Here is a 25,825-nt window from a genome sequence, read left to right on the forward strand (position 1 = left end):
CTCACTCCACTACGGCTGGCGCGCAACAGGCGCCGGCAGGGCGGCGATGATAAAGGAAGATCGGAACCTGCGACACGCCCCGCCGGTCCAGAAAAGGGTCAGGGGCCGTAAAGCGGTCTAACCTGACCTTTCAGCCAGGTCCGTACCGTGCGGACCGAAACAGAGCGGTGACACCGGCAGACCTTGAGTAATTGCCGGGCACCGGCGTAGAAGGAGTTGGCAATGCCCTCGCTCGACAGCCTGAACACCCTCAAGACCCTCCAGGTCGGCAACCAGACCTATCACTATTTCAGCCTTACCGAGGCCGCCCGCCAGCTGGGTGACCTGCAACGCCTACCCATGTCGCTGAAGGTGCTGCTGGAAAACCTGCTGCGCTGGGAGGACGGCCATACCGTCACCGGCGACGACTTGCGCGCCCTTGCACAGTGGCTAAGCGAGCGGCGCTCTGACCGCGAGATCCAGTATCGCCCGGCGCGGGTGCTGATGCAGGACTTTACCGGCGTGCCGGCCGTGGTCGACCTGGCCGCCATGCGCGCCGCCATGGCCAAGGCCGGCGGCGACCCGCAGCGGATCAACCCGCTGTCACCGGTGGACCTGGTGATCGACCACTCGGTAATGGTCGACCATTACGGCACGCCGCAAGCCTTCGGCGAGAACGTGGATATCGAAATGCAGCGCAATGGCGAGCGTTATGCCTTCCTGCGCTGGGGCCAGAGCGCCTTCGACAACTTCCGCGTAGTGCCGCCGGGCACCGGCATCTGCCACCAGGTCAACCTGGAGTACCTGGGCCGCACGGTGTGGACCCGTGAAGCCGATGGCCGCACCTACGCCTTCCCCGACACCCTGGTGGGTACCGACTCGCACACCACCATGATCAATGGCCTGGGCGTGCTCGGCTGGGGTGTCGGAGGCATCGAGGCAGAGGCGGCCATGCTCGGCCAACCCGTGTCGATGCTGATCCCCGAAGTGATCGGTTTCAAGCTGACCGGCAAGCTGCGCGAAGGTATCACCGCCACTGACCTGGTGCTGACGGTTACGCAAATGCTGCGCAAGAAAGGCGTGGTGGGGAAGTTCGTCGAGTTTTACGGCGATGGCCTGGCCGAGCTGCCATTGGCCGACCGGGCGACCATTGCCAACATGGCGCCGGAATACGGCGCCACCTGCGGTTTCTTCCCGGTCGATCAGGTGACCCTGGACTACCTGCGCCTGTCGGGCCGCCCCGAAGCGACCGTGCAACTGGTCGAGCATTACTGCAAAGCTCAAGGCCTGTGGCGCCTGCCTGGCCAGGAACCGCTGTTCAGCGACAGCCTGGCGCTGGACATGCACGAGGTCGAAGCCAGCATGGCCGGGCCTAAACGGCCACAGGACCGGGTAGCGCTGGGCCAGGTCAGCCAGGCTTTTGACCACTTCATCGAGCTGCAACCCAAACCACTGGCCAAGGACGTCGGCCGCCTGGAGAGCGAAGGTGGCGGCGGCGTAGCGGTGGGCAACGCCGACCAGGCGGGCGAGATCGACTACAACCATGCAGGCCAGACTCACACCCTGCGCGATGGTGCCGTGGTGATTGCAGCGATTACCTCGTGCACCAACACCTCCAACCCCAGTGTGATGATGGCGGCCGGGCTGGTGGCGAAAAAGGCGCTGGAAAAGGGCCTGCAACGCAAACCTTGGGTCAAGAGCTCGCTGGCACCGGGCTCCAAGGTGGTCACCGACTACTTCAAGGCCGCCGGGCTCACCCCCTACCTCGACCAGTTGGGCTTCGACCTGGTCGGCTATGGCTGCACCACCTGCATCGGCAACTCGGGCCCGCTGGATGAAGCGATCGAGAAAGCCATCGGCAGCGCCGACCTCACCGTGGCGTCGGTGCTGTCGGGCAACCGCAACTTCGAAGGCCGTGTGCACCCACTGGTCAAGACCAACTGGCTGGCCTCGCCGCCGCTGGTGGTGGCCTACGCCCTGGCCGGTAGCGTACGGCTGGACCTGACGCGTGACCCGCTGGGTACCGGCAAAGACGGCCAGCCGGTTTACCTGCGCGACATCTGGCCCAGCCAGCAGGAAATTGCCGAAGCCGTAGCCAAGGTCGACACGGCGATGTTCCACAAGGAATATGCCGAAGTGTTCGCCGGCGATGCGCAATGGCAGGCCATCGAGGTGCCGCAGGCCGCCACCTACGTGTGGCAGCCCGACTCTACCTACATCCAACACCCGCCGTTCTTCGACGGCATCAGCGGCCCGCCGCCACAGATCGTCGACATTCAGGGTGCGCGTGTGCTGGCACTGCTGGGCGACTCGGTGACCACCGACCACATCTCACCGGCCGGCAACATCAAGGCCGACAGCCCCGCCGGGCGCTACCTGCGTGAGCAGGGGGTGGAGCCACGCGACTTCAACTCCTACGGTTCGCGGCGTGGCAACCATGAAGTGATGATGCGCGGCACCTTCGCCAACATCCGTATTCGCAACGAAATGCTGGCGGGTGAAGAAGGCGGCAACACCTTGCATGTACCCAGCGGCGAGAAGCTGTCGATCTACGACGCGGCCATGCGCTACCAGCAGGAAGGCACCCCGCTGGTGGTGATTGCCGGCCAGGAATACGGCACCGGCTCAAGCCGCGACTGGGCAGCCAAGGGCACCAACCTGCTGGGGGTCAAGGCTGTGCTGGCGGAAAGCTTCGAGCGTATTCACCGCTCCAACCTGGTGGGTATGGGCGTGCTGCCGCTGCAGTTCAAGGCCGGTAACGACCGCAAGCAACTGGGGCTGACCGGCAAGGAGCGAATCGATGTGCTGGGCTTGAATGGCGCGCAGATCCGCCCGGGCATGAGCCTACCCTTGCGCATCACCCGCGAGGATGGGCAGCAGACGCAGATCGAGGTGCTGTGCCGTATCGATACCCTGAATGAGGTGGAGTATTTCAAGGCTGGGGGGATTTTGCATTATGTGTTGCGACAGCTGATTGCCGGCTAAATCAGCAAAGCCTGGGGCCACCGCACAGCGGCCCCAGGCAGGGTTGGCATGCCTGGAATCTTTCACATTAAATAATCATTCAATAAAACCAGTCCCTTGCCGATACCTGTCGAAAGCCTTGCGGACTATCGACCCATGCGTAACAACCAGCCGATTACCCAGAGAGAACGGACTTTCCCTGCCCAGCAGCGGTTGATCTCCACCACCAATGCCAAGGGTGTGATCACCTACTGCAACGATGCCTTCATCGAAATCAGTGGGTTCACCCGCGAAGAGCTGACCGGTGCGCCGCACAACCTGGTGCGTCACCCCGACGTGCCGCCCGCCGTGTTCGCCCATATGTGGCAAACGCTCAAGCAGGGCCAACCCTGGATGGGCATTGTCAAAAACCGCTGCAAGTCTGGCGACCACTACTGGGTCAACGCCTATGTCACGCCGATCTACGACAACAACCAGGTCGTGGGCTTCGAGTCCGTGCGGGTCAAGCCCACCGCCGAGCAGATCCGTCGCGCCGAGGCACTGTACCAGCGCATCAACCAGGGCAAGCCGCCAGTACCGCGCCGCGACAAGTGGCTGCCGGTGTTGCAGGACTGGCTGCCGTTCATCCTGATCAGCCAGGTAGGCTTCCTGATCGGCAACTGGCTTGGCCACTCCTGGGGCTTCGCCCTGGCCGCCGGGCTTTCCGTACCGTTGGGCCTGCTTGGCCTTGGCTGGCAGCAGCGCGGCCTGAAGCGCTTGCTGCGCCTGGCCGAACAAACCACCTCCGACCCGCTGATCGCACAGATGTTTACCGACAGCCGAGGCGTGCAGGCGCGCCTGGAAATGGCCATGCTCAGCCAGGACGCCCGCCTGAAAACCTGCCTGACCCGCCTGCAGGACAGTGCCGAACACCTCAGCGACCAGGCGCGCCAGTCCGACGCCCTGGCGCACAAGAGCTCCTCGGGGCTTGAGCGTCAGCGGGTAGAAACCGAGCAGGTCGCCGCTGCAGTCAACCAGATGGCCGCCACCACGCAGGAAGTGGCCAATCATGTGCAGCGCACCGCCGACGCCACCCAGGAAGCCAACCGTCTGACCAGCCAGGGGCGGCAGATTGCCGGGGAAACCCGCGATGCCATCGAGCGCCTGTCGGCAGCGGTGGGTGAAACCGGCCAGACGGTGACGCAGCTGGCCAAGGACAGCGACGAAATTGGCGGAGTGGTCGACGTGATCAAGGGCATCGCCGACCAGACCAACCTGCTGGCCCTTAACGCAGCGATCGAAGCGGCGCGCGCCGGGGAAATGGGCCGTGGTTTTGCCGTGGTGGCTGATGAAGTGCGCCAACTGGCTCAGCGCACTGCAGAGTCCACCGGTCAGATCCATGGACTGATTGCCAAACTGCAGCAAACTGCCAGCAACGCCGTACTGACCATGGAAACCGGCCACCGCCAAGCGCAGGAAGGCGTCGACCGGGTGATGCAGGCTGACGAGGCGCTGGTGGGGATCAGTGAAGCGGTCGCCAACATCACCGACATGGCGACCCAGATTGCTGCAGCGACCGAAGAGCAGACGGCAGTGGCCGACGAAATCAGCCGCAACATCAGCACCATTGCCGAACTGGCCGACCAGACCGCCGAACAGGCCTTGCACTCGGCACTGCTCAGCGAAGAGTTGACCAGCACGGCGGGGAGCCAGTACTCGCTGGTGGAGCGTTTCAACCGCTAAGGCATCGCGCAGCACCCACAGGCATAGCGCAGGCTCCAGGCACACGCTATCCCTGTGGGAGCGGGCATGCCCGCTCCCACAAAAACCGCATAAGCCTGATTACCTGCGTTACCAGTCCAGCCGCAACCGGCTCTCGAAATACCGCTCCTCCCCGCTCAACGGGTCCTTGAAGCGCAGGCTCTGCGCCAGCAGTTTCAGAGGCCGCTGATAGTCATCTTCTTCGTTCAGCAACTGCGGATAGAACGGGTCGTTGCTGATTCCCGCCCCCAACGCCGCCATGTGCACACGTAATTGGTGGGTCTTGCCGGTTACCGGCGACAACCCATAGCGCCACAGCTCACCGTTCTTCTCCAACACCTCGGCCAGGGTCTCGCTGTTGGCCTCCCCTTCTACCTCATGCATGCGGAAAAACGGCTCGCCATGCACCAGCCGGCTTTTGTGTACCAGCGGATACTCATGCTGCGGCATGGCTGCGGCAATGGCCTGGTAGCGCTTGTCGATACGCCGCTCGGGGAACAGGCGCTGGTAGGCACTGCGGCTGTGCGGGTTGGCAGAAAACAGCACAAGCCCGGCGGTGTGACGGTCGATACGGTGCAGCGGCACCAGGTGTGGGTTATCCAGACGACGGATCAGGCGGCGCAGCAAGGTCTGCTCGACGTATTCACCGGTTGGCGTCACCGGCAGGAAATGCGGCTTGTCGGCCACCACCAGGTGCTCGTCCACATGCAGGACCGTTTCCTGCACCGGGATGGGTCGCTCGTTCGGCACTTCACGGAAATAGTGCAAACGCATACCGCGCTTGTAAGGCAATTCGGCAGAAACCGCCCGCCCCTCGGCATCCAGCACCCGGCCACGGGCAAAACGGTCGAGCCACTGGGCGCGATCGATAGCCTTGAAATGGTCACACAGGCAATCGAGCACCGTCGCCCAGTTACCGGGGGGCAGGCACACCGTGCTGGCTTGCTGGCGGGCGGGGTCGAAAGGCGTGGTCATGGCAGGGCTCGAAACGTTCACGGCCGCGCATTATCCCCCAAGCCCGCGCCCTCAACCAGCCTGGCCTATGGCCTCGCTGCGCTCCTTCAGCCAGCGCAGCACCTGTACCGGCTCCCAGCGGCCTGGGTCGTAGAGGGCATACAGCAACCCTTGGTAACCCACTACATCCAGCCCCCGGTGGTAACCGGCACGCTGGAACAGAGCCTCGATCTCGGCGAAACAGGTATTGAAGTGGACCTTACCGAACGGGGTATGGTCATCGGTGACCAGGCCTTCGAGGCGCAGTTCCAGCACGGCATCGGCCACCCGCTCCACGGGCATGCGGTTGACGCTGTACTTGAGTTGCTCGACGTTGAGCATGGGTTTACCTCGACACTGTATTTATATACAGCATACGAACATCCCCTTGCTGCCGTCAATGCGGTTCATTGCAGCCCCGGCAGATAGCCGCCGCCTTTGCGCAGGGTCAGCACCTGGCGCCGGGGCGTGTCGCACGTCACGGACAGGTGCACCCAGCGATCGAATTCGAGGATCAACTGGTCGAAAGCGATGGTGCTGTTACTGATTCTGCGCACGGTATCGCGCGGGCTGACTTCAATCACCGTGAAATCTGCCGCCAGGCCCTGAACGTGCTGGCTATTCCGGGAGCCGCCGATCAGCTGGTTGACCTTCTCGCTGCGGTAGCCGCTGCTGATGATGATGGGCGCATCGAACAGCGCGCGCACCTGCTCGAGCGCTCCACACAGAAACTGCAGGTTGGCACGGGCTTGCGGCGGTGGCGTGTTATCAAAGCCGTCCCTGGCGGCAAGCTGGGAAACGGTCATTTCATCAAGCGTGAAATGTGGGGTGATCAACATGGCGAGGCTCCCGGTGACTGAATATAGGCACCGGATCATCAGCTCACCGTCATCACCTTGGAGCAGGGACGCAGCTCCCCTGGAGCCATCACTGCGCGAGGAACGCCACCACCTGCTCGGCATCGAACGGCCAGTGCAACTCGCCGCCGTTGTCGCAGCGTCGCAGTACCGGAATGATCAGGCCATAACGCTCGAACAGGGCCTCGTTCTCGGCGATGTCGACCAGCTCAACCAACAGACCACGATCGACGAAGGGCATCAGCACGGCCTCGGCCACTTCGCACAGGTGGCAGCCGAGGGTGCCGAACAGTTGGCATTCAGGCAGCATGGGGTACATTCCGGTATGGCTGGGAAAAACCTATTCTAGGTCCGTCCCGCCATCCGTGCACCTGACCTGGCTCAATCCTGGCTGGTGGCGCCAATGCGGTGCAGTGACAGGTCCGCGCCCTGGAACTCCTGCTCATGGCTCAAGCGTAGGCCATGCAACGCGCGGATTGCCCCGTACACGGCAAAGCCACCGGCCAAGGCCACAACCACACCCATCAGGCTGCCCAACAACTGGCTGGCCAGGCTGACACCGCCCATCCCACCCAGGGCTGTCTGACCGAATACGCCGCAAGCGATTCCCCCCCAGACGCCGCACAGCCCGTGCAACGGCCACACACCCAGCACGTCGTCGATCTTCCAGCGGTTTTGCGCTGCGGTGAAGGTCCAGACGAACAGAGCGCCCGCCACCAGGCCTGTGGCCAGCGCACCGATCGGGTGCATCAGGTCGGAGCCGGCGCAGATTGCCACCAGGCCGGCCAACGGCCCGTTGTGCAGGAAGCCCGGGTCGTTGCGCCCGGCCAGCAGGGCCGACAGGGTGCCGCCGACCATGGCCATCAATGAATTGATCGCCACCAGGCCGCTGACGCCCTGCAACGTCTGGGCGCTCATGACATTGAAGCCGAACCAGCCGATGATCAGGATCCACGAACCCAGCGCCAGGAAGGGAATGCTCGACGGCGCAAACGCCACCAGCCGGCCATCGCGGTAGCGCCCGCGGCGCGCGCCCAGCAACAGCACCGCCGCCAGCGCCAGCCAACCGCCCATGGCATGCACCACAACGGACCCCGCAAAGTCATGGAACGGCGCGCCGAAGCGTGCCTGCAGCCAAGCCTGCACGCCAAGGTTACCGTTCCACACCACACCTTCGAAAAAAGGGTAGATGAACGCCACGATCAACGCCGTGGCGCACAGCTGCGGCACAAAGCGCGCCCGCTCGGCAATGCCGCCGGAGATGATCGCCGGTATCGCCGCCGCGAACGTCAGCAGGAAGAAGCACTTGACCAGCGCATAGCCATGATCGGCAGCCAGCGTCGCCGCTGGCTGGAAGAAGTTGACGCCATAGGCGATCCAGTAGCCTATAAAGAAGTACACCAGCGCCGAGATGGCAAAATCGCTGAGGATCTTCGACAAGGCGTTGACCTGGTTCTTGTGGCGTACAGTGCCCACTTCGAGGAACGCGAAGCCGGCATGCATGGCCAGCACCAGAATGGCGCCCATCAGAATGAACAGGGTATTGGAACCGTGGACAAGGGAGTCCATCGCGCTGTGCATGTTTTCCATGAAATAGGCAGACCTGCTGAAAAAGGCACCAGGACAGTTCAAGAACCTGCATCCCTGCACCGATTCGGTGCCAGCCCCCTGCCCTGTTTTGGCGAACCGGGCGGAGCCTGCGTGGTTTTTTCTTGGGTTTGTCGTGGATTGGGTTAAGGTTTATCGGTATTCGCTGCATGCGCGCCCTGAATCGGCGCAAGCCGTGACGGCGGCGCCCCGCAACGTGGCAAACACTTAGCAAGGCCCATACCAGCACTGGCACTTGAACCTTCCACGCGTGCTATTACTCGAATTACCAACACTCAATCGACAGGGAGACACCCATGGCCAGCAAATCGCCAAAGACTGCACAAGAGATATTGATGGCTGACTTCCAGGCCTTGGTGCGTGACACCGAGAAACTACTGGCCGACACCGCCAACCTGGCCGGCGACCAGGCCGACGAATTGCGTGAACAGATTCACGACCGCCTGGCCCAGGCCCGCGAAACCCTGCAACTGACCCAGGACTCGGTGCGTGAACGCGGCCAGGCCGCGCTGGGCAGCGCCGAGCAGTATGTGCAGGAAAACCCGTGGCAGGCGATCGGCATCGCCGCCGGCGTCGGCCTGTTGATCGGCCTGCTGGCCAACCGGCGCTAAGGGGTTCCCATGGAGAATGACGCCAACGGCGCCAGCGCCTCGGGCAGGCGCCTGGGCGCCGCCGCGCTGGGCCTGCTGCACAGCCACATCGAACTGTTCGGCATCGAATTGCAGGAGCAAAAGGGACGCACCTTGAGCCTGCTGCTGTTCGCCGGCCTGGCGCTGGTATTTGCGCTGCTGCTGCTGACGGCGCTGTCTGGGCTTTTGCTGGTGCTGCTGTGGGACAGCTATCGCCTGGCCGGTATCATCGGCCTGTGCGTGTTCTATGGCATGGCCGCGCTGTACTGCGGGCTACGCCTGAAGGCGGCGGTGTTTGACGAGTCATCGCCGTTCGGCGCCACCCTCGAAGAACTTGCCAAGGACCGGGAGCGCCTGTTGCCATGAGCCTGCCAGAACTGCCAAACACGCGTAACCCGCGCGAACTGCGCAAGGCACTGCTGCGCCTGCGCATGGAAATGCACCGCCAGGAAATCCGTCACGAGTCGGGGCAACTGATGGAACCGCTGCGCCGTGTGCGCGGCATGGGCAGCTCGCTGCACGATGGCCTGGGGATCAAACATGCGCCCTTGTGGGGGATTGGTGCCGTGGTGGCGCTGGGCTTCCTCACCGGCAAAGGCGTGCGCAGCGGCAACCTGGCGCGCCTGGTGCGCCTGGGGACCAGCCTGTTGCCACTGGTGCGCCTGTACCTGCAAGGCAACCGCCGCCCCTGAGCCTTGAATGACCCGCCCCATCCAGGGGCGGTTCCACCCTGCCCCTTGCGCAGATGAACACGACACGGGAAGCTAAAGCCTTCGATCCACAGGAGACCGCGCCTTGGACTGGCACACCCTGCTCACCCGCGAACGCCTGGGCAAAGCCCTCTATAGCGCCGATGAACTCGGGCGCAGCCCCTTCCACAAAGACCACGACCGCATCATCTTCTCCGGCGCTTTCCGTCGCCTTGGGCGCAAGACCCAGGTACACCCGGTTTCCAGCAACGACCATATCCACACGCGCCTGACCCATTCGTTGGAAGTCAGCTGTGTCGGTCGCTCGCTGGGCATGCGCGTCGGCGAAACCCTGCGCGACAGCCTGCCGGACTGGTGCGCCCCCAGTGACCTGGGAATGATCGTACAGTCGGCCTGCCTGGCCCACGACATAGGCAACCCGCCATTCGGCCACTCCGGCGAAGACGCCATTCGCCACTGGTTCCAGCAAGCCGCCGGGCGTGGCTGGCTGGACGACATGAACGACGACGAGCGGGCCGACTTTCTCAACTTCGAAGGCAATGCACAGGGCTTTCGTGTGCTTACCCAACTGGAGTACCACCAGTTCGACGGCGGCACCCGGCTGACGTATGCCACCCTCGGCACCTACCTCAAGTACCCTTGGAGCGCGCGCCACGCCGACGCCATGGGTTACAAGAAGCACAAGTTCGGCAGCTACCAGAGCGAACTGTGGCTATAGTAAACAGCCAAAAATGACATTTTTTGAAAATCAACAGCCAAAAAGTTATAAGTGCAACTATTTTGGCATGAAAGCTAAACTTGATGATCAAAAAAAGAATAAGGAGGGCTTTGCTGAACTTGAGCATACCACCATTGGCGAGAGCCAATCCACCTAAATTCGCTCACCGCCCATACCACTAAACTGTCGAGCCAAATGCATGGCGTAGTTATCAGTCATGCCACTCACGTAGTCCAGAACCTGCATAATCGCGGAGTAATCCTTTGAAACATTTTCGCAAGCGTTTATAGCAACCAAGTCAAGCCCCATTAAATCGACTACTCGCTTGGTCTTTGAATCAGCGACTCCGCCATTCCTAGCAAAACTCAGAGCAGCCAAACAGCTAACTTGCAACAGCGTTGATATCGTGCTGTAAGCCCCTATTTCAAGTTCAACTTTACGCGGATGTTGGAAAATCTCCTCGCGTGCAAGAATCTTGGCAGAACTTACGCAATCACGCACATTACTACTACACAGCTCAAAAATTCCAAGAGCCTTCCCAGACATAATTTCATCATAATTACCCATAAAAGCAGCCACCCCTGCATCTACGAATGCAGAGATAACCTTACCGCGAGCCATCGATAACCTACGTCCAGCCTTCATGCCTTGAGTTTCTTTTGCCAACTGGTCCCGTTGTTGCTCACCGAGAACGAGGCACAAAATATCAAAAACCTTATCCCATTCGAGGATACCCATCTCCACACCATCCTCCAGATCAAGGATGGCGTAGCAAAAGTCATCTGAAATCTCCATCAAGTTAGCTAATGGATGGCGGCAACGCCAGCCATCACCAAGCTTTAACAACCCCGTCGCATCCGCCACCTCATCGAAAAAACCAAGTTCCGAGCAGTAAACACCATATTTATTTTTAATAGGTCGCAACTGATTAACTGCATCACGTGCCATCCATGGATACTTTATAAAAGCACCCAAAGATGCATAAGTTAGACGCATCCCCCCATCATACGGATGATACTCTGAGGTTGTTAACACCCGGAACCCTTGGGCGTTCCCTTCAAATCTACGGAAGTCAGTAGCTTCATTGAAAGGCAAGTGCTCAATCATCTTCGCACCTACATCATTAGTGAACCAATGACGTATGGCCTCTTCACCAGTGTGTCCAAACGGCGGGTTGCCAATATCGTGAGCAAGACATGCAGTCTGTACGATATCGCCAATGTCCGAAGCTGAATAGAAATCAGAAATTAGTTTTTCCTTCAAAAGCTCCTGCCCAACTCGGACCCCGAGCGTCCTACCTACGCAAGCCACCTCTAAACTATGGGTAAGGCGATTATGTACATGGTCATTGGTCGCCAGAGGATGTACCTGAGTTTTTCTTGCAAGGCGTCTGAACGCACCGGAGAAAATGACTTTATCATGGTCTGAGTGGAAGGGTGAACGACCAAGTTCCGACTTCGGGGGGCGTCCACCTAATCGACTAGTATTCAACAACTTATCCCAACTCATTCTGTCCATAGCACCTCCGGGCGAAGGAACAACACACAAAAAAATCATTAGCCATTGATATCAGCAAAACACAAACTCACAAGACCAATCAGTTACCCAACCTATTAGCAAAACGTCCTACCGCCTCAACCACTTTTTGAGCCCCCTCCTGAATTTCACATATAACATTTCCTGCCTCAGCGGAAAGCTCAAGACCTTGCACTGCATGCATTTTACCCTGCTCTATGATTCGAAGAGCCTCCTCCGCCATTTTTTGGTTTTTAGAAACCACTTCGACAACTTCCTTCGTCGCCTTCGTAGTTCTGGATGCAAGCTGTCTTACCTCATCAGCAACTACAGCAAACCCCCGCCCTTGTTCACCAGCCCTTGCCGCTTCAATCGCCGCATTGAGTGCAAGCAAATTAGTCTGATCAGCAATTCCCCCAATACTTTTTACAATCCCACCAACCAGTTGGGACTGCTGATCCAGTGCACGAATACCCTCTACAGCCGCTTCCATTTGAGCAGCCAGCTCCTGCATTACCCTCACTGTATCCTGAACCACTCCACTACCACGCCGTGCACTTTCATCAGTATTCCTCGAAGTACCATAAGCTATATCGGCCGCCTCAGACACTGCCTGCTCGCGGTTAACTTGCTCAGTAATGACAGTTGCAAACTTAACCACTTTATACAATCTTTTATAAGAGTCCGAAACTGGATTATACGAGGCCTCCAGCCACACAACCCGACCATAACTATCTATACGTTTTAAGCGATCCGCCACAAACTCCCCCCTTCGAAGTCTCTCCCAAAAATCCTCATACCCTTGAGAGGAAGACTCTGCAGACTCACAGAAAATCCTGTGGTGCTTTCCTTTTATTTGCTCCAAGCTGTAACCCATTGCACTTAAAAATCTATCATTTGCAGTTAAAACTATCCCATCAAGATCAAATTCAATAACTGCAGTTGAACGCTGCAAAGCCCCAATCAAATTCTCATGTTCACAGGACTCTGCAATAGTTCGAGTAAGGTCAGTGGCATACACTGAGAGATGAGAAAGCACCCCCATTGAACTTCTAATTGGCTGAATAATCACACGCAACCATGCCTCCTCCCCATTCCCCCTACAAGCTTGAAGAGCACCAACCCAATGACTCCCAGACTGAACCGCATTCTTCATACGATTAAAATGATCTGTACTCCGAGCAAAAGCTGGAACCAAGTCAAAAATTGGCCTCCCAACCAATTTTTCAACCGAATAAATCATTTCACGTAAAAAATTATCATTACCCTCCATAATAACACCTTGAGAATCTAATCGAAGCACTAACATCTCATCGTCAAGACTTTTCCTAACCTGCTCCAACGAAAAAAGCTTCTCACTAACTTCCGCAAGCTTTTCTTTTAAATCCCTAACCTTGAAAAACATACCATCACCCACTCGAAAAATTAAATTATTTATAGAGATTGGAAACCCACTCTTCTAATTCTCTAGGAGCAAGCGGCTTTGAAAGAAAGTAACCTTGAGCAACATGATAACCCTGCTCCTTGAGAACCTTATATTGCCCCGCCTCTTCAACGCCTTCAGCGACGACCTTTAAATGTAAACTATCACCTATCCTAAGCACAGCCTCACTAAGTGCCCTACTTATCTCATCTTTCTCCAAATCAAGAACAAAGCTCTTATCTAGCTTTAGCTCTTGAATCGGAAGCTTCCTAAGATAGCTTAAACTAGAGTAGCCCGTACCAAAATCATCCATCGCCAACTTAATCCCTTTTGAGTTGACATCACCCAACACCTTCATAGTATTAGGATTTGTATCAAGCAAAACACTCTCCGTAAGCTCCAATGTCAAATCGCCGACCTTTAAATCATGCTGCCCTAGAGTCCTCAATATCATCCCACCAAGATCTAAGTTATGAAAATTACTTGGCGACAAATTCACAGAAACGGCAGGTATTTTCAGCCCTTTCCGCCTCCAACTTGCAAGCTGACGACAGGCCTCCCTTACAGCCCAAGCACCTAAATCCCCTATCAGCCCACACTCTTCAGCAAGAGGAATAAATCTCGAAGGAGAAACTTCTCCAAACTTTGAGTGCCGCCACCTAGCCAAAGCTTCAACACCATAGAGCGTCCCATCATCTACATTAACTTGCGGCTGATAGTGCAACCTAAGCTCGCCACCATCTATTGCCAAACGCAATGCACTTTCCAACTCCTGCCTTTCTAGAGCCAATTGATTCAGCTCAGGACTAAAGAAACTAAACCTGCCTCTCCCACTTCCTTTCGCTTGGTACATAGCCATATCAGCACGATGTATCAAAGTACCCATATCATGACCATCTTGAGGATACACACTAACCCCTATACTGGCGGATGGAGACAAAATAACCCCACCAATATTAATCGGCCTTGATATAGACTTTCTTATTTCCTCAACAATCTCAGTGACATGTTCACTACCACAGTTTGGTAGAGCCACAACGAATTCATCTCCAGACAGCCGCCCTACAATATCAGACGCCCGGCGATTAAATAGTAATCTTTCAGCAACGGCCCTAAGCAACTCATCACCAGCCGGATGCCCAAGTGAATCATTAACTTGCTTAAATCGATCCAAATCAATAAACAAGACCGACATTGAGCTTTTTGATCTCCTCGCATCAACCAAAGCATGGTCGGCTTTAGCATGCAATAGACTGCGATTGGGAAGCTCGGTAAGGCTATCATAAAACGCTAACTGCCGTATGTTCTCTCTATCTTCTTCACGCTCTATCGCAAGAGCACAAAGCGGCGAAGCAACCTCCATCATCATTTCATGAAGGCTTGAAGGAACCCTACGCACCGAGTAATAAAAAACAAGTACACCGACAACACTTCCCTTTGTATTCTTGATAGGCGTAGACCAAGAGCTTTTAATCCCCAACCTCAAAAAGTCTTCTGACAAGCCATCCCATATTGGATCTTGCTCAATATCTTCCGTAACAATAGACTCACCATAGTAAGCAGCCTTGCTGGAAGAACCGACACAATTCTTTACCTGCATCCCCTCTAACAGCCTTGCATACTCAACCGGCAGACTCGGGGCCGCCAGCGGATGCATGACCCCATCCTCATCAACCTGTATAACAGCTATCTTTATATCAGGCTCAACCAATTCAATTTCCCTACATACCAGATCCATTACCTCCTCTAGAGGATTCTCCCGCACCATGGCATCCAGTATAGTACTTTGAATAACCTCGTGTATCTTTGACCCCGTCACATCAGCAAGCACAGTGACAGTATTAACAAGCTCGCCACCAGCACTCAAGATAGGACTAATTGCAATATTCGACCATATACGCTCATCACTTTTAAGACGCGTCAACTCCTCAACTTTAAAAGACAACCCGGCCTTCAACCTAGAGTGGACCTCCTCAATTCTCGCCTCACTCAAATGCGGTACTATCAGAGCAGCAGGCCTTAAGCCATCAACCTCGTCAGATGAATAACCAAAAATACGCTCAAACCCTTTATTTACAAAGACAATCTTCCATTCATGATCGGTAATAACAATTGCATTGTCCGTCTCATTCGCAACCATTGATAGTAGCTTGGTGCGTTGACGCTCTTTACGCCTATCAGTAACATCTTTCACAAAAGCAGTATAAACAACCAGACCTTCACTTTCGACGCGAGAGATCGACATAGCTCCCCAACGCTGAGAGCCATCCTTTCTATGAATCGGGACTTCTCGCGTACTGCCAACAATTTTATTGACACCCGTCCGACGATTTTCATTTATGTAATCATCGTGATCAGATTGCATCCCTAAAGGAACGAGCATCTTCACATTACGCCCTAGCACTTCATCCCTGCTATAACCCCACAGAGTTTCCGCCGCACGATTAAAAAGAACAACATTGTTCTCAGTATCAATAACAACAACACCATCTACAGCTTGCTCAAGTGTCTGAGTAAATATCTTTGAAAGATTATGTGCAATAGGCATTTAGATACTACCGATGAGCTACTCAAAAAGCATCCTAGCAACGGAGTTCTAGCAGGCTTAGCCCGCAGCCCCCCCCACAATGCACTCATAGCTTAAGGCCATTAAAATTACAAGTCATCAAATGCTCTCGAACATCTATACCTTGCCAATCAAATCCTGACCACATGGACAGAAAAAGCATTTGGCAAAATCTTACCCACTGAAGCATCAAACCCTAAGAAACTGAATCCAAAGAAAAATCTGCCGGAAAATACCTATTTATGTGTACCCCGCAATCAATATAAGAAGTGGTTGTGTAATTACCAAGAGCGAGCTGCACCTGCTCGAACAGATCGCCCGCAAACTGGGGTTGCCACAACTGGAAGACCAACGTTGGGCACGCCACCCGCTGGTGTACCTGATGGAGGCTGCCGACGACATCTGCTATGCACTGATCGACCTCGAAGACGGCCTGGAAATGGAGCTGCTGCAATACGCCGAAGTCGAAGCGTTGCTGCTCGACCTGGTCGGTGATGACCTGCCGGAAACCTACCGCCAGCTAGGCCCACGCGACTCGCGCCGGCGTAAGCTGGCCATTCTGCGTGGCAAGGCCATCGAGCACCTGACCAACGCTGCCGCCCACGCCTTCGTCGAGCAGCAGCACACCTTGCTGGCCGGGCAACTGGCGGGCGACCTGGTCGAACACATGCATGGCCCGGCCAAGCGCTGCGTGCTGCACGCCAAGGACATGGCGCGCAACAAGATTTTCCAGGACAAGCGCAAGACCCTGCACGAAATCGGTGCGTACACCACCCTGGAGATTCTGCTGAACACCTTCTGCGGTGCAGCCCTTGAACAGCATGGTGGGCGCACGCCATCGTTCAAAAGCCGCCGGGTGCTGGACCTGATCGGCAACAATGCCCCAGACCCGCATGCCTCGTTGCACAGTGCCTTCCTGCGCATGATCGACTTCATCGCTGGCATGACCGACAGCTACGCCAGCGAAATGGCCAGCGAAATGACCGGGCGCTCCAGCCCTACGTGAGTTGTGCTTTCGGTGCAGCCTACCTCGGCTGCACCGATCATTGTAGGAAACTTCCTACATATACTGACGACAAATTAAACAACACGGATAAAAATCAATGAAAAGTTACCAAATGCGCTTTGACATCGAGTTAAACATGCCCATTTCGTAGCCAGTTTTGTTTTATCTTGTAAGCCATTTCCCATATAAGGCTAACAGCCCATCCTCGCATGCCCGGCGACTTCCAACTGCGATAAGGTGCCACCTGTCACCCTAAACGACCGCAGGGAAGTTGAACATGCACTCCATATTTATTGTTGACGACCATCCGGTCATTCGCCTGGCCGTCCGTATGCTGCTGGAAAACCAGAACTACAAGATTGCCGGCGAGTCGGACAACGGCGTGGATGCCATGCAGATGATCCGGGAGAGCAACCCCGACCTGGTCATCCTCGACATCAGCATCCCCAAGCTAGACGGCCTGGAGGTCCTTTCCCGCTTTCAGTCGATGGCCCTGCCCTTGAAGGTTCTGGTATTGACTGCACAGTCCCCGGCATTGTTTGCCGTGCGCTGCATGCACTCAGGTGCTGCGGGTTACGTGTGCAAGCAAGAAGACCTGAGTGAACTGCTCAGTGCGATCAAGGCGGTCCTGGCTGGATATAACTACTTCCCCAGCCAAGCAATCAATAACAACCCGACTACCGGCACCGACTTGCAACTTTTCCGCCAGGTGAATGACCGCGAGCTGATGGTACTGCAACTCTTCGCCCAAGGCCGCAGCAACAAGGAAATTGCCAAAGGCATGTTCCTCAGCAGCAAAACCGTCAGCACCTACAAAAAGCGCCTCATGCACAAGCTTCAGGTCAACACGCTGGTGGATCTGATCGAGATGGCCAAGCGCAACGCGCTTGTCTGAAGGTAGCCATGGCCCGCACTATCGCCCGCCTGCTGCTCGCCCTGCTGCTATCAAGCGGCGCGACACAGGCTACCACTCGCGAAGCGTCGTCCTACACGTTGCTGGCACGGTCATCGGCCGGTCCGGCCCAGCTCCTGTTCACGCCCGAACAACGGTTATGGCTCGAAGGCCGTCAGGAACTGGTACTGGGAACATCGGCGCCCGACTACCCACCGTTCGACATCACCAGTGGCGGCCGCGCCTACCAAGGCCTGACCGCCGAGTATGCAAGCCTGATCGGCAAGGCCCTGCAGTTACCCGTGCGGGTGCTACGCTTTCCCAGCCGGCAAGCGGCGGTGGAGGCGCTCAGGCAGGGTGATATCGATTTACTCGGCAGCGCCAATGGCTACGAAGCGGCCAACGACGGTCTGGTGTTGTCACAGCCCTATGCCATCGACCAACCGGTACTGGTAACGCGCGAAGATGAAAACCGGGCGATGGACACGGACCTGACCAGCATGCGCCTGGGCATGCTCTACCACTACCTGCCCGAACAGGAAGTACACAGCGCCTACCCCAAGGCCGAGCTGCTGGCCTTCGGCTCTTCCAGCCAGGCACTGAATGCCGTGGCATTCGGCCAGGCCGACGTGTTCATCGGCGACACCATCTCCACGCACTACCAGCTCAATCGCGGCCACCTGCCACGCCTGCGCATGGCCAACTTCGGCCAGCACAAGGCCATCGGCTTCGGTTTTGCCTTACGCCAGCAAGACACACTGCTGCTGGAGCTCGTGAACATTGTCCTCGACAGCCAGACGCCGGCCATGCGCACCAGCATCTTCAAGCGCTGGAGCGCTGGCAGCGACCAACTGCTGAGCGACCGCCAACTGCAATTGAGCGAGGCCGAGCAACAGTGGCTGCAGCAGCATCCGGTGATGCGCGTAGCGATTGATGACACGGCTGCCCCCCTCTCCTATTTCGATGATTCGGGGCATTTTCGCGGCATCACTGCCGACCTGCTGGAGCTCATCCGCCTGCGCACAGGCTTACGCTTCGAAGTACAACGTGCCAGTGGCATTGCCGACATGATTGCCCGCCTCAAGGATGGCCGGGCCGATGTCATCGCCGCATTGGCCAGCGCCAGGGCGGCGGGGGACGACCTGCTAATCAGCCGCCCCTACCTGGAAAGCGCCTACGTACTGGTCAGCCACAAGGACAACAAGGCGCTGGGCTCGCTGGAACAACTGAAAGGGCATCGCATCGCCATTACCCGCTACAGCGCCATGGATGCCATGCTGTCCCGGTACTATCCGCAGATCGGCTGGGTCGAGACCGAAAGCGCGTTCTACTCCATGGCGTTGCTCAACAGTGGTGCCGTCGATGCAGTGATTACCACCCTGATCGATGCCAACCACGCCTTGGCCAGCAACCCGGAACTGGTGATCCGCTCGTCGGTGGGCAGCGAACCCGCCAACTTCGCCATGGCCACCACGGCCCCTTCACCGGCCCTGCTGTCGATCCTCGACAAGGCACTGCTCAGCATCTCACCGGAGGAGCTGGGGGTTATCAACAACCGCTGGCGCGGCTTTAGCCGACACGAAGACAGCAACGCCAAGGGTTACAGCCGTCTCGCCCTGCAGGTGGTGCTGGGCACTGCCGTGCTTCTGCTGCTGGCCTTGCTCTGGAACGCTCGCCTGCGCCTGCAGATTCGTCAGCGCCACCGCGCCGAACGCGCCCTGAACGACCAACTGGCATTCATGCGCGCACTGCTCAACGGCACCCCCCACCCCATGTATGTGCGTGACCGCGAGGGCTGCCTGAAAAGCTGCAACTACAGCTACCTGGAAGCCGTGCAGGCCCGGTCCGATGAGGTCATTGGCAAGCAACTCGAAGACAGCCTGTTCGCCAATCCCGAGCAAACCCGTCAAATCCAGGCCGACTACCTGAAAGTCATGGCCGCCGGCTCGCCGTTGATCATGGACCGCCCCCTGCGGATCAAGGGACGCGAGCTGACCATTTATCACTGGATACTGCCGTACCGCGACTCACTGGGAGAAATCCAGGGCATCATCGGCGGCTGGATCGACATCAGCGATCGCCGCCAACTGGTGCTGGAGCTGCGCCAGGCCAAACAACAGGCCGACGATGCCAACCGCGCCAAAAGCACGTTCCTGGCCACCATCAGCCACGAAATACGCACGCCGATGAATGCCGTGATCGGCATGCTCGAACTGGCGGTGAAGCGCGCCGACCAAGGTCGGCTGGACCGTGGCGCACTGGAGCTTGCCCACCATTCGGCCAAAGACCTGCTGGGCCTGATCGGCGATATCCTCGATATCGTGCGCATCGAGTCCGGGCACCTGACCCTGGCGCCGGAGGCCGTAGACCTGGCCGCATTGGTGGAGTCGGTGGGGCGTATCTTCGAGGGCCAGGCGCGACAGAAAGGCCTGGCACTTGAGGTGATGATCACGCCGGCCGCGCGCTGCCATGCCTTGCTCGACCCCCTGCGCTTCAAACAGGTGCTGTCCAACCTGGTCAGCAACGCCATCAAGTTCACCGAGCATGGCCAGGTGCGTATCAGCGCCGACCTGCAGGACAACGGCACCAGCACGCCCGCCATACTGCAACTGGAAGTGCGTGACAGTGGCATCGGCATCCACGCCGACGACCTGCAACGCCTGTTCACCCCGTTCGTCCAGGCCAACCCGCATAGCCAGGGTGCGCGCGCAGGTACCGGGTTGGGCCTGACCATCTGCCGCAACCTGTGCGAAATGATGGGTGGCGACCTGACCCTCAAAAGCCTCGAAGGGGTCGGCACCCAAGTGTGCCTGAAAATGCCGCTGCAACAGGTTGATGCGCAAGTGCAGCCGGCACCGCTGATCGAAAAGCTTGATGTGCCCGACCCGCGGCTGAACGTGCTGGTGATCGACGACCATCCGGCCAACCTGCAACTGATGGCGCAGCAGCTTGCCTACCTGGGCCTGGAGCACGCCAGCGCCCGCGATGGCCGTGAAGGGCTGGCCACCTGGCGGGCGGGCAACTTCGATGTGCTGGTACTCGACTGCAACATGCCGCACATGAACGGCTACCAGCTGGCGACAGCCGTGCGCACCGAAGAGCGCCATGGCAACCGGCCACGCTGCACCATTCTTGGCTATACCGCCAACGCTCAGCCAGAAGTACGCCGCAAGTGCCTGAGCGCCGGCATGGACGACTGTCTGCTCAAGCCCATCAGCCTGAGCACCCTCAGCCAGCGCCTGGCCGGCATCAACCCGCGCCGGCAGCGCAAGCGCCGACGCCCCCTGTATCACCTGGATGGCCTGGCTGCAGTAGTCGGGCATGACCCCGCCGACCGCCGGCGTTTTCTGCAGACTCTGCAGCAGAGCCTGCAGGCCGATCTTTCCACCTTGATGGCGCTGCACCCAGAGCACGACGCCGATGCCATTGCCGAACAGGCCCACAAAGTGCTCAGCGCGGCGCGCATGCTTGAAGCGCCCGACCTGATGGCCGCCTGCGAAGCACTGGAGTCTGGTGGCTTGCCTACTGCCCAGTTGCGCCTGCGGCGTCAGGCATTGGCGCGGCACATGCGACGGGTGGAGCTGGCGCTGGCCAAAGAATTGCCTCCAAGCACCGATACGCAGGCAGGCAGCCAGCCGTGTTAACTGGTAGACTGCGCGGCGTTATTACCTAAGAGGATTGTTTCATGGCCACAAACCGCTCCCGTCGTCTGCGCAAGAAGCTGTGTGTCGACGAGTTTCAGGAATTGGGCTTCGAGCTGAACCTGGAATTCAAGGAAGATCTGGATGACCAGGCAATCGATGCTTTCCTCGATGCGTTCCTGGAAGAAGCCATGGACGCCAACGGCCTGGACTATGTAGGCGGTGACGATTTCGGCCTCGTGTGCTCGGTCAAGCGCGGTTCGGTCAGCGAAGAACAACGCGCCGCCGTGGAAGCCTGGCTCAAAGGCCGTAGCGAACTGACCAAAATCGAAGTCAGCCCACTGCTGGACGCCTGGTACCCGGAAAAGCCGATCAACAAGGCTGAGTGATACTTGCCTGTCTGATCGCTGAAAAGGCCACCCACATGGGTGGCCTTTTTTATTGCCGATGCTTTTTATCCGCCATGCTTTTCCGTCGAACGTGGCGCATCGTCGCTGCGCTTGGGGCATAATGCGTATTCTTTCGTCCTGGGGCCATCATCTCTTACAGCCCCTATGCCCTTTCCCCTCGCTGCAGGGTATTTATTCATTATGATCAAAACGCTTCGCCCCCTCGTTCTTGCCGGCCTGCTGTTGCCACTCGCATTGCCCAGCCATGCCGCCGCCGTCAATACCACCCTGCCCGCCAAAGTGCAGCAGGCGCTCAAAGCCAACAAGCTGCAGGACACAGCGCTGTCGCTGGTAATGTTGCCGCTGGACGGGCCCGGTACCCCGACCGTGTTCAATGCCGATGTTTCGGTAAACCCGGCCTCGACCATGAAACTGGTTACCACCTATGCCGCCCTCGAGCTGCTTGGCCCGACCTTCCAGTGGAAAACCGAGTTCTACACCGACGGCACCCTGAGCAATGGCGTGCTCAACGGCAACCTGTACCTCAAAGGTGGCGGCGACCCGAAGCTGAACATGGAAAAGCTCTGGTTGCTGATGCGTGACCTGCGCGCCAATGGCGTGCGCACCATCACCGGTGACCTGGTGCTGGACCGCAGCCACTTCGTGCAGCCCAACCTGCCGCAGTTCAACGATGACGGCGGCGATGAAAACAAGCCGTTCCTGGTCAAACCCGACTCGCTGCTGGTCAACCTCAAGGCCCTGCGCTTCGTGGCCCGCAACGATGGTGGCAAGGTTACCATCGCGGTCGAACCCCCTATTGCCAGCATTCGCATCGACAACCAGGTCAAGGCCGTGGCGTCCAAGCAGTGCACGGGTGATGTGCGCTACAACCCGGTACCTCAAGCCGATGGCATCAGCGTCACCGTCAGCGGCCAGCTGGGTGACGGCTGCAACTCGCAGACCTACCTGTCGCTGCTCGACCACCCGACCTACGCCGCCGGTGCCGTGCGCGCGATCTGGAACGAGCTGGGTGGCAACATCCAGGGCGGTGACCGCATCGAGAACGTGCCCAAAGGTGCACGCCTGCTGGCCCGCGCCTTCTCGCCAGACCTGGTGGAAGTGATCCGCGACATCAACAAGTACAGCAACAACACCATGGCCCAGCAGCTGTTCCTGAGCCTTGGCGCGCAGTTCCGCACCGATGCCGACGGCGACGACGCCCGTGCCGCGCAACGCGTGGTCCGCCAGTGGCTGGCGAAGAAAGGCATTACCGCGCCGCACCTGGTGATGGAAAACGGCTCAGGGCTGTCGCGTGCCGAACGGGTCAGCACCCGGGAAATGGCCGAGATGCTGCAGGCCGCCTGGAAGAGCCCCTACGCCGCCGAGTTCATGAGCTCGATGCCGCTGGTGGGCATGGACGGCACCATGCGCAAACGCCTCAAGCGCACAGCCATGACCGGCGAAGGGCACATCAAGACCGGCACGCTGAATACTGTGCGGGCGATTGCCGGTTTCAGCCGTGACAGCAACGGCCACACCTGGGCAGTGGCGGCAATCCTCAACGACCCGAAACCATGGGGGGCTTCGCAGGTGCTCGACCAGGTGCTGCTGGACCTGTATCGCCAACCGAAGCTGGCGGGCAGCACTGCAGCCAACTGATTGGTTAGCCCGTACCGGCCCTTTCGCGGCTATAGCCGCGAAAGGGCCGGTACGGGCAGCCAAAAACGTTCAGGCTGACTCGCCTTCCACCCTGTCCCGCCCCGCCTGCTTGGCTGCATACACCCCCGCATCCGCCCGCAACAAAAGGGCATCGGCGCCCTCCCCCGGCCGCCATCCCGCCACACCAAAACTGGCCGTCACCTTGCCCACGCCGTCCACCGGCACATTGCGTAGCCCATGCCACAACTCCAGCGCCAGCAGCCGCGCTTGCTCGGCATCACTGCCTGGGCACAGCACCATGAATTCCTCTCCACCCAACCGGCAGAACACATCGGTACGCCGCAAGCGCTGGCCGATACGCTGGCACAGGCTGCGCAGCACCCGGTCGCCGACGGCATGGCCAAAGCGGTCGTTGATGTGCTTGAAGTGATCGATATCGAGCATGATCACGGCCAGCGCCAAGCCATCACGCTGAGCCCGCTCCAGTTCGACCTTGAGCCGTTCCTGGAAGTAGCGGCGGTTATGAATGCCGGTCAGTGAATCGGTCACCGACAGCGCCCGCAACTCTTCCTCCACACCCTTGAGGTCCGAGATGTCCGTCAGGTAGCCATGCCACAAGGTACAGCCCTGTTCTCCCACCTCCGGCGTCGCTTCGCCACGCACCCAGCGCAGGCCAGCACGTGGCAGGCACACCCGGTATTCCTCGCGCCAGGGTGCCTGGTGCTCGGCAGAGTAACGTACCGAACGGCGTACGCGCTCCAGGTCATCGGGGTGGATACGCTCGAACACCACCGAGGCATCTTCGCGCAACTGCTGCAGGTCCACTTCGTAGATGTCGTAAAGGCCTTTGCTGGCGTAGGGAAAACACGAATGCCCATCGGCATCCAGGCGATACTGATAAATACCGCCCGGCACCTCGGCACTGAGCTTTTCCAGCAGCCGGTCGCGCGCCGCCAGTGCCTCGTGTACCCGACGCCGCTCGGTGACATCGATGCAGATGGCCAGGTAACCAACCCACAGGCCCTGTTCGTCAAGCATGGCCGTGACCAGCATGTTGGCCACCAACTGGCTGCCATCGGCGCGTAGCAAGGTCCACTCAACCGGCTCGGCGCCTCGCTCGTAAACGGTTTCTGCAAACAGCGCCTGGCCACCGGCGATGTGCCGGCCAAAACGCTGGCTGAGCGCATGCGCACGCAGGCTCAATTCGTCCGGCAGCACCAGGTCCTCCAGGCGCAAATGGCCGATGGCCTGATTGGCCGAATAACCCAGCATACGCTCGGCCCCCGTGTTGAACGTGCTGACTTCGCCCTTGAGGTTGGTGGCAATAATGGCCACCTGGGTCGCGGCCTCCAATACACTGCGCAACTGATTATGGGTACCTCGCAAGGACTGTTCGCTGACCCGCAACTCGGCGGTACGCTGCTCGACCAGGGCCAGGGCACGCTGGCGCTGGCTGAACAGGCTGTAGAGCAAGGCACTGAGCAGCAGGCTCAACAACCCGCCCAGCAAGCCGACCGCCAGTACCGCCGATGTGCGATTGGCCCGCACGAAGGCCTGGCTCGGCAGGATGCTCAGCTGGAAGTGGTGGTCTGCCAGGTGCAGCAGCGGGTTGCTGCTCAGCGACAAGGGGGCAACCTGGTTCTGCGAGTCGTACAGCACTTGCGGCCCTTGCAACCCGGACGGGTCGACGATACGCACCACCAGGTTGTCATCCGCTGCCACAGGGCGCCCATCGCTGACCATCTCGCGCATGCTCAACAAAGCCACCACATAGCCCACTGCAGCGCCATGCGGGTTGGCATCGGAAAACACGGGGGCTACCAGCACCAAGCCGCGCGCGTACGAAGGAATATCGTACATGGCCAAGGGCTCGGACACCGCCATGCTGCCAGATCCGAGCGCCCGCACCAGGGCAGCCTGGAGCTCACCCTGGCCGGCAAGATCGAGTCCATAGGGCAGCCCGGGCATTTCACCGGATTGGGTATACAACACAGGGAAGTAATGGTCGCGCAGCGGCGCGGGGTGCCACTGGCCTTGCGCATCCTGGTCACGGATCACATAGCCCGGGCCGGAATGCTCGCGGGCATGCTGCTCGAACTCGGCGCGCTGCGCGGCTTCGACACGCGGCGCCCAGGCGTAGGCCAAGGTACGCTGCAGCAACGGCCGGGCGTAACCGTCAAATTCGCGTGGTGTCACTTCGTTGGAAAAGCTGATGAACCGCCGCAGGCCATCCAGGCGCTGCTGTTGTTCATCAAAACGCTCGGCAATACGGCTGTAACGTTCGCTGGCCAGCAACTCAAAGCGCTGGCGCAGCTGCTGCTTGTAAAACGCCTGTGCGGCCAGCGCCAAGGCGGCCGTCAACAGACCGCCCGCCACCAAAGCCACCAGCGCCACCGCCCACGCGGACACGGTCTCTGTGCACAGGCCAGATAACCGCGCACGCACGCCACACTTTGACATACACCCTTCTCGTCACGTCAGCGTCCTGCGGGTTATCTTGCCCTGCCCACATTTATAGCCATTGGCCATTAGCCAC

18 protein-coding genes and 3 pseudogenes are annotated in these 25,825 nt (G+C 58.7%); 11 read left to right on the top strand and 10 right to left on the bottom strand.

Going from position 1 to position 25,825, the window contains the following annotated elements:
• The first annotated feature begins 222 nt into the window (after positions 1-222).
• A complete protein-coding gene (acnA, locus tag D8767_RS20120) occupies positions 223-2,964 on the top strand; it encodes an aconitate hydratase AcnA (protein ID WP_060709819.1) in 2,742 nt (913 codons plus the stop codon).
• 135 nt (positions 2,965-3,099) lie between these two features.
• Complete coding sequence (locus tag D8767_RS20125; protein ID WP_016714875.1) at positions 3,100-4,665, top strand: PAS domain-containing methyl-accepting chemotaxis protein; 1,566 nt, start codon at positions 3,100-3,102, stop codon at positions 4,663-4,665.
• A gap of 108 nt (positions 4,666-4,773) precedes the next feature.
• Here D8767_RS20125 and D8767_RS20130 read toward each other — a convergent pair whose 3' ends face one another.
• The 5 genes from D8767_RS20130 to D8767_RS20150 form a co-directional block, all read right to left on the bottom strand.
• Positions 4,774-5,658 (bottom strand): pseudouridine synthase, encoded by an 885-nt coding sequence (locus D8767_RS20130; protein ID WP_016714874.1) that lies wholly within the window; start codon positions 5,656-5,658, stop codon positions 4,774-4,776.
• Positions 5,659-5,709: 51 nt separating this feature from the next.
• The gene (locus D8767_RS20135) at positions 5,710-6,018 is read right to left on the bottom strand and encodes a hypothetical protein (RefSeq protein WP_016714873.1); all 309 of its coding nucleotides are present in this window, start codon (positions 6,016-6,018) and stop codon (positions 5,710-5,712) included.
• A 65-nt stretch (positions 6,019-6,083) separates the two neighbouring features.
• On the bottom strand, positions 6,084-6,515 hold the full coding sequence (locus D8767_RS20140; protein WP_016714872.1) for a D-Ala-D-Ala carboxypeptidase family metallohydrolase: 432 nt from the start codon (positions 6,513-6,515) through the stop codon (positions 6,084-6,086).
• A gap of 88 nt (positions 6,516-6,603) precedes the next feature.
• A complete protein-coding gene (locus tag D8767_RS20145) occupies positions 6,604-6,843 on the bottom strand; it encodes a glutaredoxin family protein (protein ID WP_016714871.1) in 240 nt (79 codons plus the stop codon).
• Positions 6,844-6,914: 71 nt separating this feature from the next.
• On the bottom strand, positions 6,915-8,123 hold the full coding sequence (locus tag D8767_RS20150) for an ammonium transporter (RefSeq protein ID WP_016714870.1): 1,209 nt from the start codon (positions 8,121-8,123) through the stop codon (positions 6,915-6,917).
• 314 nt (positions 8,124-8,437) lie between these two features.
• Between D8767_RS20150 and D8767_RS20155 the strand changes: the two genes are divergently transcribed.
• The 4 genes and pseudogenes from D8767_RS20155 to dgt form a co-directional block, all read left to right on the top strand.
• The gene (locus D8767_RS20155; protein ID WP_016714869.1) at positions 8,438-8,752 is read left to right on the top strand and encodes a YqjD family protein; all 315 of its coding nucleotides are present in this window, start codon (positions 8,438-8,440) and stop codon (positions 8,750-8,752) included.
• 9 nt (positions 8,753-8,761) lie between these two features.
• Positions 8,762-9,136: a phage holin family protein gene (locus D8767_RS20160; RefSeq protein ID WP_016714868.1), complete on the top strand. Its 375-nt coding sequence runs from the start codon at positions 8,762-8,764 to the stop codon at positions 9,134-9,136.
• Positions 9,133-9,462, top strand: a complete 330-nt coding sequence (locus D8767_RS20165) for a hypothetical protein (protein ID WP_016714867.1) — start codon at positions 9,133-9,135, stop codon at positions 9,460-9,462. Before D8767_RS20160 ends, D8767_RS20165 begins: the two co-directional genes overlap by 4 nt.
• 103 nt (positions 9,463-9,565) lie before the next feature.
• Positions 9,566-10,189, top strand: a pseudogene (gene dgt / locus D8767_RS20170) (dGTP triphosphohydrolase); the annotation flags it as partial.
• 162 nt (positions 10,190-10,351) lie between these two features.
• Here dgt and D8767_RS20175 read toward each other — a convergent pair.
• From D8767_RS20175 to D8767_RS20185, 4 genes and pseudogenes are all read right to left on the bottom strand, one after another.
• The gene (locus D8767_RS20175) at positions 10,352-11,716 is read right to left on the bottom strand and encodes a deoxyguanosinetriphosphate triphosphohydrolase (protein ID WP_029380322.1); all 1,365 of its coding nucleotides are present in this window, start codon (positions 11,714-11,716) and stop codon (positions 10,352-10,354) included.
• Between the two features lie 79 nt (positions 11,717-11,795).
• Positions 11,796-12,323 carry a methyl-accepting chemotaxis protein gene (locus D8767_RS29745; protein WP_370738927.1) on the bottom strand — a complete coding sequence of 176 codons (528 nt, stop codon included), beginning with the start codon at positions 12,321-12,323 and terminating at the stop codon, positions 11,796-11,798.
• A gap of 12 nt (positions 12,324-12,335) precedes the next feature.
• Positions 12,336-13,118 (bottom strand): annotated as a pseudogene (locus D8767_RS29750) (PAS domain-containing protein); the annotation flags it as partial.
• Between the two features lie 25 nt (positions 13,119-13,143).
• Positions 13,144-15,684 carry an EAL domain-containing protein gene (locus D8767_RS20185; protein ID WP_122048397.1) on the bottom strand — a complete coding sequence of 847 codons (2,541 nt, stop codon included), beginning with the start codon at positions 15,682-15,684 and terminating at the stop codon, positions 13,144-13,146.
• Positions 15,685-15,973: 289 nt separating this feature from the next.
• Here D8767_RS20185 and D8767_RS20190 point away from each other — a divergent pair.
• From D8767_RS20190 to dacB, 5 genes and pseudogenes are all read left to right on the top strand, one after another.
• Positions 15,974-16,708 (top strand): annotated as a pseudogene (locus D8767_RS20190) (deoxyguanosinetriphosphate triphosphohydrolase); the annotation flags it as partial.
• 277 nt (positions 16,709-16,985) lie between these two features.
• Positions 16,986-17,603, top strand: a complete 618-nt coding sequence (locus tag D8767_RS20195; protein WP_016714861.1) for a response regulator transcription factor — start codon at positions 16,986-16,988, stop codon at positions 17,601-17,603.
• An 8-nt stretch (positions 17,604-17,611) separates the two neighbouring features.
• Entirely contained in the window at positions 17,612-21,244 is a 3,633-nt protein-coding gene (locus D8767_RS20200; protein WP_016714860.1) for an ATP-binding protein, read from the top strand.
• A gap of 41 nt (positions 21,245-21,285) precedes the next feature.
• Positions 21,286-21,630, top strand: coding sequence for a YggL family protein (locus D8767_RS20205; RefSeq protein WP_003248695.1), 345 nt, complete (start codon positions 21,286-21,288; stop codon positions 21,628-21,630).
• 201 nt (positions 21,631-21,831) lie between these two features.
• Positions 21,832-23,289 carry a D-alanyl-D-alanine carboxypeptidase/D-alanyl-D-alanine-endopeptidase gene (dacB, locus tag D8767_RS20210; protein WP_016714859.1) on the top strand — a complete coding sequence of 486 codons (1,458 nt, stop codon included), beginning with the start codon at positions 21,832-21,834 and terminating at the stop codon, positions 23,287-23,289.
• A gap of 69 nt (positions 23,290-23,358) precedes the next feature.
• Here the strand turns inward: dacB and D8767_RS20215 are convergent, their stop codons facing one another.
• Positions 23,359-25,749, bottom strand: a complete 2,391-nt coding sequence (locus D8767_RS20215) for a diguanylate cyclase (protein WP_016714858.1) — start codon at positions 25,747-25,749, stop codon at positions 23,359-23,361.
• Positions 25,750-25,825 lie beyond the last annotated feature (76 nt).

Origin of the sequence: Pseudomonas sp. LTGT-11-2Z (assembly GCF_003691445.1) — a bacterium.
Lineage (GTDB): Bacteria > Pseudomonadota > Gammaproteobacteria > Pseudomonadales > Pseudomonadaceae > Aquipseudomonas > Aquipseudomonas monteilii.

What these genes read in the sequence shown, in the direction of transcription:
- D8767_RS20175 (WP_029380322.1), bottom strand. Translation starts at nt 11,716, where the DNA reads ATGGACAGAATGAGTTGGGATAAGTTGTTGAATACTAGTCGATTAGGT.
- D8767_RS20140 (WP_016714872.1), bottom strand. Translation starts at nt 6,515, where the DNA reads ATGTTGATCACCCCACATTTCACGCTTGATGAAATGACCGTTTCCCAG.
- D8767_RS20195 (WP_016714861.1), top strand. Translation starts at nt 16,986, where the DNA reads ATGCACTCCATATTTATTGTTGACGACCATCCGGTCATTCGCCTGGCC.
- D8767_RS20150 (WP_016714870.1), bottom strand. Translation starts at nt 8,123, where the DNA reads ATGGAAAACATGCACAGCGCGATGGACTCCCTTGTCCACGGTTCCAAT.
- acnA (WP_060709819.1), top strand. Translation starts at nt 223, where the DNA reads ATGCCCTCGCTCGACAGCCTGAACACCCTCAAGACCCTCCAGGTCGGC.
- dacB (WP_016714859.1), top strand. Translation starts at nt 21,832, where the DNA reads ATGATCAAAACGCTTCGCCCCCTCGTTCTTGCCGGCCTGCTGTTGCCA.
- D8767_RS20160 (WP_016714868.1), top strand. Translation starts at nt 8,762, where the DNA reads ATGGAGAATGACGCCAACGGCGCCAGCGCCTCGGGCAGGCGCCTGGGC.
- D8767_RS20130 (WP_016714874.1), bottom strand. Translation starts at nt 5,658, where the DNA reads ATGACCACGCCTTTCGACCCCGCCCGCCAGCAAGCCAGCACGGTGTGC.
- D8767_RS20125 (WP_016714875.1), top strand. Translation starts at nt 3,100, where the DNA reads ATGCGTAACAACCAGCCGATTACCCAGAGAGAACGGACTTTCCCTGCC.
- D8767_RS20200 (WP_016714860.1), top strand. Translation starts at nt 17,612, where the DNA reads ATGGCCCGCACTATCGCCCGCCTGCTGCTCGCCCTGCTGCTATCAAGC.
- D8767_RS20165 (WP_016714867.1), top strand. Translation starts at nt 9,133, where the DNA reads ATGAGCCTGCCAGAACTGCCAAACACGCGTAACCCGCGCGAACTGCGC.
- D8767_RS20135 (WP_016714873.1), bottom strand. Translation starts at nt 6,018, where the DNA reads ATGCTCAACGTCGAGCAACTCAAGTACAGCGTCAACCGCATGCCCGTG.
- D8767_RS20215 (WP_016714858.1), bottom strand. Translation starts at nt 25,749, where the DNA reads ATGTCAAAGTGTGGCGTGCGTGCGCGGTTATCTGGCCTGTGCACAGAG.
- D8767_RS20145 (WP_016714871.1), bottom strand. Translation starts at nt 6,843, where the DNA reads ATGCTGCCTGAATGCCAACTGTTCGGCACCCTCGGCTGCCACCTGTGC.
- D8767_RS20185 (WP_122048397.1), bottom strand. Translation starts at nt 15,684, where the DNA reads ATGCCTATTGCACATAATCTTTCAAAGATATTTACTCAGACACTTGAG.
- D8767_RS20155 (WP_016714869.1), top strand. Translation starts at nt 8,438, where the DNA reads ATGGCCAGCAAATCGCCAAAGACTGCACAAGAGATATTGATGGCTGAC.
- D8767_RS20205 (WP_003248695.1), top strand. Translation starts at nt 21,286, where the DNA reads ATGGCCACAAACCGCTCCCGTCGTCTGCGCAAGAAGCTGTGTGTCGAC.